Consider the following 8,658-nt stretch of genomic DNA (forward strand, 5'->3'; position numbering starts at 1 on the left):
CGATGGGGCCGCTCACGCGTGATGTGATGGTGGCGTACGAGGCTCGTTCTCGGGGTGAGGTTCCGGGGTGGGCGCCGTTGGCGGTGCAGTATGCGGACTACGCGCTGTGGCAGCGGGAGACTCTCGGTTCAGAAGATGATCCGTCGTCGTTGATTTCGCGTCAGATCGGGTTCTGGGAGTCGGCGTTGTCGGGGTTGCCGGATCAGTTGGATTTGCCGGCGGATCGTCCGCGGCCTGCGGTGGCGTCCAATCGTGGGGCCAAGCATGCGTTCGTCATCGGAGAAATTGAGCATTCGTCTCTGAAAAAGATAGCGCGTGAGTCGAATTCGTCGTTGTTCATGGTGGTGCATGCGGCGTTGGCGGTGTTGTTGGCGCGGTTGTCGAGTACGTCCGATATTGCGATCGGTACTCCGGTGGCGGGTCGTGGTGAGCAGGTTCTCGATGATTTGATCGGGATGTTCGTCAATACGTTGGTGTTGCGGACGGAGGTGGATTCTTCGGAGTCGTTCTCGGAGTTGTTGGGCCGGGTTCGTGAGGGTGATCTGGGTGCGTTTGCGCATGTAGATCTCCCATTCGAGCGTTTGGTGGAGGTGCTCAATCCGGCGCGGTCGCAGGCGCGCAATCCGTTGTTCCAGGTGATGCTGTCGTTCCAGAACATGGAGCAGTCGGTGCTTCGACTCGGTGATCTGACAGTTGCGGGCGTCGACGCCAACACCGTGGCGGCGAAGTTCGATCTGCAGTTGACCATGGTCGAGCAGTTCGACGAGTCCGGTGCGCCGGCGGGGATGGCGGCGCAATTCACGTATGCGACGGATCTGTTCGACGAGTCGACTGTGGCTGGCTTTGCCGACAGGTTCGGGCGCATCCTTGCTGCGATCACCGTCGATCCGTCAGTTCGGTTGGGTGATATCGACGTACTTACTGCTGCTGAGCGCAGCAACCTTCTCAGCTGGTCCACTGGTAGGCGTGCAGCTTTGGTAGACGCGTCCTTGATCGCGATGTTCGACGAACAGGTTGGGCGTACCCCTGATTCTCTTGCCGTCGAGTGCGATGGACAGGCGCTGACCTATGGGCAACTCGACGCCTACGCAAACGTGGTGGCCGAGCGATTGACGGCGGCCGGCGTCGGTCCGGATGACGTCGTCGCGTTGATCGTGCCGAGGTCGGTCGATTGGGTCGTGGGTATGTTGGCGGCATGGAAGGCGGGTGCTGCGTACGGGCCGATTGATCCGTCCTACCCGCAGGATCGGATCGAGGCGATAATCGCTGACACTGGCGCCCGATGTGCGGTGAGTACGACGACTCTCGATCTGACCGTGGACGTCATCGTCCTCGACAGCGCCTTGCGCGATTCGCCGAATGTGGAGGGGTCGACGGATCGATGGCGTGAACTCGGTGCGGGGGACCGCCTGGGGTATGTCATTTCGACATCCGGTTCGACTGGTCGTCCGAAGCCGACGTTGGTGCCGATGGCGGGTATCGAGAACACGGTGGCCTGGTATCGCAGCGAGTTGCCCGAAACTGGTGGTCTTCTGATCGCGTCGTCGCCGAGTTTCGACCTGACACAGAAGAACGTCTGGGCAGCGCTGAGCAGCGGTCGGAGCGTAGTGCTTGCCCCAGACGGTTTCGATCCGGATGCGATCGTCGCTCGCGTCGGGCACGGTGACGTTGCAGTGGCGAACATGTCGCCGAGCGCGTTCGAAGCCGTGGTGGATTCCGACGAGGATTCTGCTTTGAGCGTTCTCGATGTTGTGTTCCTTGGAGGCGAGTCGATCCGGCTCAATCGTCTTGGCAGTTTGTTGTCAGGCGGAGTACGCGTGGTGAACAGTTACGGCCCGACGGAAGCGTCGGACGTGGTCTCGTTCCATGCAGTGACTGCGCATGACGCCGTCAGCGTTCCGATCGGTGCACCGGTGCCGAACATGGATCTGTTCGTTCTGGATCGGTCGTTGGGTCTGGTGCCACCGGGCGTGATCGGCGAGTTGTATGTCGGTGGTGTCGGTGTCGGTCGCGGATACGGAAACCGAGCGGCGTTGACTGCGGAACGTTTCGTCGCCAACCCCTTTGTGGTTGTGGGAGAGCATGAATCAGGCGGCGGTAGTAGGTTGTACCGAACCGGCGACCTGGTCAGGTGGAACGGTCGGGGCGAGCTGGAGTACATCGGCCGGTCGGATTTCCAGGTCAAATTGCGGGGGCAACGCATCGAACTCGGCGAGATCGAATCTGCTCTGATCTCGCACGAGGCGGTTGCAGACGCTGTGGTAGTCCTGCACAGCGATGCTACGTTCGGCGACAGCCTGATCGGGTATGTCGTGGGAACTGCAGTAGATGCGTCGGAAGTTCTGGAGTCGGCCCGGGCGGTGCTTCCGGCGTACATGGTGCCCTCGAAGGTTCTTGTCCTCGACGAGCTTCCACTCAATGCGTCGGGCAAGTTGGATCGAAAGGCACTCCCGTCACCGGTATTCGAGGCAGCGGAGTTCCGGGCGCCGGTCACAGCGGTGCAGGAAATTGTTGCGTCGGTATTCGGCGATGTATTGAGCATCGAGCGGGTCGGTCTGGATGACGATTTCTTTGCACTCGGTGGTAATTCGTTGATCGCGACCAGGTTGGCGGCACGGTTGGGGCAGGCGCTCGATGCTCAGATCCCGGTGCGCGTGCTGTTCGAGAACTCGACGGTGGAAGGTTTGGCGGCGGTAGCGCAAAAGACTGCAGGCTCCGGCGCGAGAATGGAACTGGAGGCGCAGGAACGCCCAGAACGCATCCCTCTGTCCTTGGCGCAGCAGCGCATGTGGTTGATCAACCAGATGGATCCAGGTTCTGCGGCATACAACATTCCGTTGGCACTGCGGTTGACAGGGAACTTGGATGTCGCAGCGTTGCGCCAGTCTCTTCACGACGTTTTGGTTCGACACGAGTCGCTCCGGACCAGATACCCGAGTGACATCGAAGGACCGGTTCAGGAGATCGTCGCGGTCGACGAACTTCTTTCGCCTCTCGAGACGATTCAGGTAGACGACGAGGCGACGGCGTTCAATCGCGTCGCGGAGTTGGTGACGACCGGATTCGACGTAGCTCAGGACGTACCCGTACGCACGGGGTTGCTCGAGTTGGGGCGGGCAGACTTCATGTTCGTCTTGGTCGCTCATCACATCGCCGCTGACGGTGAATCGATGGCACCTCTGGCCCGAGACATGATGGTCGCTTATGAGGCTCGCGTGCGCGGCACCGCGCCGTCGTGGAATCCGTTGACTGTTCAGTACGCGGACTTCGCGATCTGGCAGCGAGCAGTGCTCGGTGGCGTCGACGAGGTCGGCTCACAGGCTGCACAGCAACTCGCCTTTTGGCGCCGGACGTTGAACGGTGTTTCGTCGACGCCCGGATTGCCTTCCGACCGTCAGCGACCCGCACAGATGTCTGCAAAGGCGGGTGTCTCGGAGTTTTCCGTCAACGCGGAAACCGCGACGCGGCTCAACGAGATTGCGCTCGAACACAACGCCACATTGTTCATGGTTGTGCATGCTGCGCTTGCCGTTCTCATCTCACGGTTGAGCGGAAGCCGAGATTTTGCTATCGGAACGGTTGTAGCCGGGCGAGGTGAGCAGCAACTTGACGACATAGTCGGAATGTTCGTCAACACGCTCGCACTCAGGACCGCTCCGGACCTCGGAGCAGGATTCGGCGAATTGGTCTCGCTGGTTCGAAATGTCGATCTCGAGGCATTTGCGAACGGCGACATACCGTTCGAGGAAGTAACCGGCGCTTTGTCGGCGTCAGCGAACGAGCTTTTCCAGGTTGCACTGTCGGTCGAACCGATGGCAGGAGCCGAGTTCAGTCTGCCGGATCTGAAGATCTCGGCAGTCGAGGGTGTGGAGGCGACTGCGAAGTTCGACCTCCAACTCAATCTCAGTTCTGATCCGGTCACAGGAGGACTGCTTGGCCATTTGGTTTTCGCCGCCGATCTTTTCGACCAAACGACCGCCGACGCACATGTCGAGCGATTCGTACGCGTTCTAGATCAGGTGTCCGCAGATCCTTCACGTCTGATCGGTGACATCGAACTGCTTACCGAATCCGAACGCGCAGAAGTCCTCGGATCCGTGGGCACAACGCCATCCCCAGTAGTTGGTGGCCCGACGCGCCGACTCGTGCCACAGAGGTTGGCGAACTCCGTGGAGGCTGATCCTGACGCCGTCGCAGTCGTGTGCGATGAAGAGGAAGTTACATACCACGAGGTTGATGCGCGATCGTCTCGCCTTGCGCACCACCTCATCAGTCTCGGGATCGGCCCGGGCGACACAGTGGGGATCGCTGGGCTGCATGGCATCGAACTGGTGGTGGCGATCTGGGCGCTGTCCAAAGCAGGCGCGGCAGTACTCGTGGGAGCCACAACAGGAACAGTGGGTGCGAATGGAACAGAGCCGAGTCTGGCCTTGACACTGACTTCGGGCGATGCAGATTCTGTGAATTCCGATGTTCCGCTGGAGACGACCCTCGATCTGGCTCGGCCCGATGTTGTCGAATTGGTGGCGTCGTACTCGACTCGTTCCGTGAACTACGCGGACCGGGTTCGTCCGCTCAATGTGGACGACGTCGCGGTCGTGGTTACCGGATCAGCCTCTGACCAGATCACCCAGGGAGAGCTCGCGGCGAAGTTGGATGCTATGTCGCAAAAGCACGACGTCGACTACGAATCGCGTTTGATGTACTTCGGTCCCGACGACGATGAAACATCGGTTCTAACGATTCTGCTGGCCGGGGTAGTGGGTGGCGTCGTCCTTGTGTCCCCGGAAGGGGCGAAGAACGCAGGGGTGCACGAACTTCTCGAAGAGGAGTGGGTTTCGCACGCGGTAGGTCAGACAGACGTCTTCACAGATGTCGTCGAAGGAGCGTTGCCTGATCTACGGCTGGCGTGTGATTCCGCGACGTGGACTCTGAGCTGACGCCGCCGTTCACGAAGTAGATGGACGCCCATATCCCGAACAGTCCGATGATGTCCACTCCTCGACAGCTGTAACAATGGTTCGGTGTGTCCGATCAACTACTTGGGCTATACCGGGACGTCGAACTCGATTTGCCCAGGTCAAGGGCAAAGCCTCGGGAAGTGATCGGATTCCTGCGAATACCGATCGAACTGCAGTACCAACGCGAAGGTGAAATTGTCTTGACGCAGCACGAGCTCCTCCATCACGCCGTTCGAGCGTCGGTCGTGGCCGCATGAGCGCCGATGGTGTGACGCCGGATACCTCTGCTACTCGCAAGAGTCGACGGGAGCGGCCCACCCGCACTCGTCGAGCGAGGACATTGTTGCTGCCCCAGTTGCTGGCAGCGGCCGTCGAGTTGGACCCTTCGAGGGAAGCGTTGCGATTCGAGGGGCACGCACTTTCATACGCCGAATTGGATGCGCGGTCGTCTCGCCTGGCTCGTATGTTGATCGCCGACGGTGTAGGTCCGGAGGACAGGGTTGCCGTGTCCATCCCGCGGTCAATCGAATCAGTGCTGGCAGTGTGGGCAGTCGCGAAGACCGGTGCAGCTTTTGTGCCGGTGGATCCGAACTATCCGTCTGACCGTGTTGCGTACATGATCGAGGATTCGGGTGTCTCGATCGGCTTGACCGTCGGCGAATTAGGTATTGATTTGCCATCGTCTGTGAGGTGGATCGCGATCGATTCTCTCGAGACGACGCAGGCATCGGAAGCGATGTCCGGCGAACCGGTGGCGTATTCGGACCGTGTTCGCACTCTGCGAGTCGAACACCCTGCATACGTTATCTACACCTCAGGGTCGACTGGACGTCCGAAAGGTGTTGTTGTCACGCACGCAGGCCTGGGCAATTTGCTGAGTGAACAGGCTGAGCGACTTGGTGCCACAGCCCACTCGAGGGTTCTGCACTTCGCCACCCCCAGCTTCGATACTTCGCTCTTCGAGCTGTTGCTTACCATCGGTTCCGGCGCGACGATGGTTATCGTTCCGACGACGGTGTTCGGTGGTGACGAGCTCGCGGAACTATTGAAAACCGAACGCGTCACGCATGTGGTGGGAACCCCGTCAATGTTGGCATCTGTCGATCCCTCGGGGTTGGATTCCATCGTCACCGCTGTCGTCGGTGGCGAGGTATGCCCACCTGAGCTTGTTGCACGGTGGGGACGGGACAGGGCCTTCTACAACGGATACGGCCCAACCGAGACGACTATTGTCACCAACATCAGCCCGAAACTGGCACCAGGTGACCGCGTGACAATTGGTGGACCTGTTCGCGGGGCCTCCGCCCTGGTTCTGGACTCACGGTTACAGCCAGTCCCAGTCGGGTCGACAGGTGAGCTGTATCTTGCCGGGCCTCAGGTTGCGCGCGGATATCACAATCTGGCGGGAATGACTGCCGACCGTTTCATCGCGAATCCGTTTGGAGCGCAGGGCGAACGAATGTACCGCAGTGGTGACCTCGTACGCTGGGTCATCGCAGATGGGGGTGCACGGGACCTCGAATACGTCGGGCGATCCGACTCCCAAGTGAAGATCCGAGGCTTCCGGGTCGAACTCGGAGAGATCGACGCAGTTCTTGCATCCCATCGGGCGGTCGACTTCGTTGCAACCCTCGGTCGCAAGCTCGACAATGGGGAGCAGGCTCTGGTGGCATACGTGCTGCCACGGGCGGGAGCTGAGGTAGACATCACGGAAATGCTCGACGTCTGCAGACAAGAATTGCCTAGGCATATGGTGCCTGCCTCTGTCGTTCTCATCAGTGAAATTCCGTTGACACCCGTGGGCAAGTTGGATGCTTCCGCGTTGCCGGAGCCGCATTTCGAGTCTCGTCCATTCCGTGCTCCTTCCACTGAGGATGAGATCCAGATCGCCACGGTGTTTGGTGAACTGCTCGGGCTGGAGCAGGTCGGAGCGGATGACGACTTCTTCGAGCTTGGAGGTAATTCGCTTGTCGCAGCGAAGTTGGCAGCACGGTTGAGTGCTGTCTTCGACGTGCGGGTACAAGTCAAGACGTTGTTCGAGTCTTCAACCGTGTCGTCGCTTGCCTCTGCGCTCGCAGCTTCCACTGGGCGTACTCGTGTGGCGTTGGTTGCTCGGGTGCGTCCGGAGCGGGTGCCGTTGTCGTTGGCGCAGCAGCGGATGTGGTTTTTGTCGCGGTTTGATGCTGTGTCGGGTGTGAACAATATTCCGATTGTGTTGCGTTTGTCTGGTGTGGTGGATGTTGCGGCTCTGCAGGCTGCTGTGTCGGATGTTGTTGCGCGGCATGAGATTTTGCGGACGGTGTATCCGGAGTTTGAGGGGGTCGGGTTCCAGCAGGTTCTTCCGGTGGGTGGGTTCGCTGTGGATATTTCTGCGGTGCCGACCGATGAGGCTGATTTGTTGGGTGTGTTGGCGCCGGTGGTGACTGAGGGGTTCGATGTCACTTCTGAGGTGCCGTTGCGGGTTCGTTTGTTCCAGACGGGTTCGTCGGAGTTTGTGTTGGCGTTGGTGGTTCACCATATTGCTGCTGATGGTGTGTCGATGGGGCCGTTGGTGCGTGATGTGTCGATGGCGTATGTGGCGCGTGCGGGTGGACAGGTTCCGGGGTGGGCGCCGCTCGAGGTGCAGTATGCGGATTTCGCGTTGTGGCAGCGTGAGGTGTTGGGGTCCGAGGGTGATCCGTCGTCGTTGATGTCTGAGCAGTTGGGGTATTGGACGTCGGTGTTGGCGGGGTTGCCGGAGCGGATCGAGTTGCCGGCGGATCGTTCGCGGCCGTTGGTTGCGTCCAATCGTGGTGCTAGTTACCAGTTCTCGGTTGATGTGCGGTTGCATCGGGCGCTCGAGCAGTTGGCGCTTGATCGTAGTGTGTCGTTGTTCATGGTGGTGCATGCGGCGTTGGCGGTGGTGTTGGCGCGGTTGAGTGGTAGTGATGACGTTGTGGTGGGCTCGCCGATCGCTGGGCGGGGTGAGCCGGAGCTTGATGATTTGATCGGGATGTTCGTCAATACGTTGGTGTTGCGGACGGAGGTGGATTCTTCGGAGTCGTTCTCGGAGTTGTTGGGTCGGGTTCGTGAGGTCGATCTGGGGGCGTTCGGCAACGAGGATGTTCCGTTCGAGCGGTTGGTGGAGGTGCTTGATCCGGCGCGGTCGCAGGCTCATCATCCGTTGTTCCAGGTTGCGTTGTTCTTCCAGAACATGGCGCAGAGTGTCTTGGAATTGCCGGGGCTGTCGATTGCCGGTTTCGACGCGGGTGTGGAGATCGCGAAGTTCGATCTGCAGTTGACGGTGTCACCGTTGGAGGAGGACGGCGTCGGTGTGGGGATGCCGATGTCGTTGACGTATGCGACGGATTTGTTCGACGAGTCGACGGTTGTCTCGTTTGCGGAGCGGTTGGTTCGGGTTCTGGAAGCGATGGTGGCGGAGCCTGATTCGGTTGTCGGGGATGTGGAGTTGCTCGGCGAGGACGAGCGTTCGCAGGTGTTGGTGGCGGTCAATGACACTGTTCACGAGTTGACTGTTGGTGCTTTGTTGCTCGACGGTTTCGATGCGCAGGTGGCGGCGTCTCCGGGTGCGGTGGCGGTGGTGTTCGAGGGGCAGTCTCTGTCGTATGCGGAGTTCGGGTCTCGGGTGAATCGTCTTGCGCGGTATTTGGTTTCGGTGGGTGTGGGGCCGGAGTCGTTGGTGGCGTTGGCGATGCGT

Annotated in this window: 2 protein-coding genes; both read left to right on the forward strand. The window is 60.0% G+C overall.

The genetic code is table 11. The features are described 5' to 3' along the window. On the forward strand, window positions 1-4,940 hold a 4,940-nt coding region (locus V3587_RS30550; RefSeq protein ID WP_317829923.1), incomplete at its 5' end, for a non-ribosomal peptide synthetase. Between the two features lie 274 nt (window positions 4,941-5,214). Then, the coding region (locus tag V3587_RS30555; RefSeq protein WP_317829924.1) for an amino acid adenylation domain-containing protein at window positions 5,215-8,658 on the forward strand (3,444 nt) is incomplete at its 3' end.

This window comes from Rhodococcus sp. IEGM 1306 (assembly GCF_036541985.1).
Taxonomy (GTDB): Bacteria; Actinomycetota; Actinomycetes; order Mycobacteriales; family Mycobacteriaceae; genus Rhodococcus_F; species Rhodococcus_F qingshengii.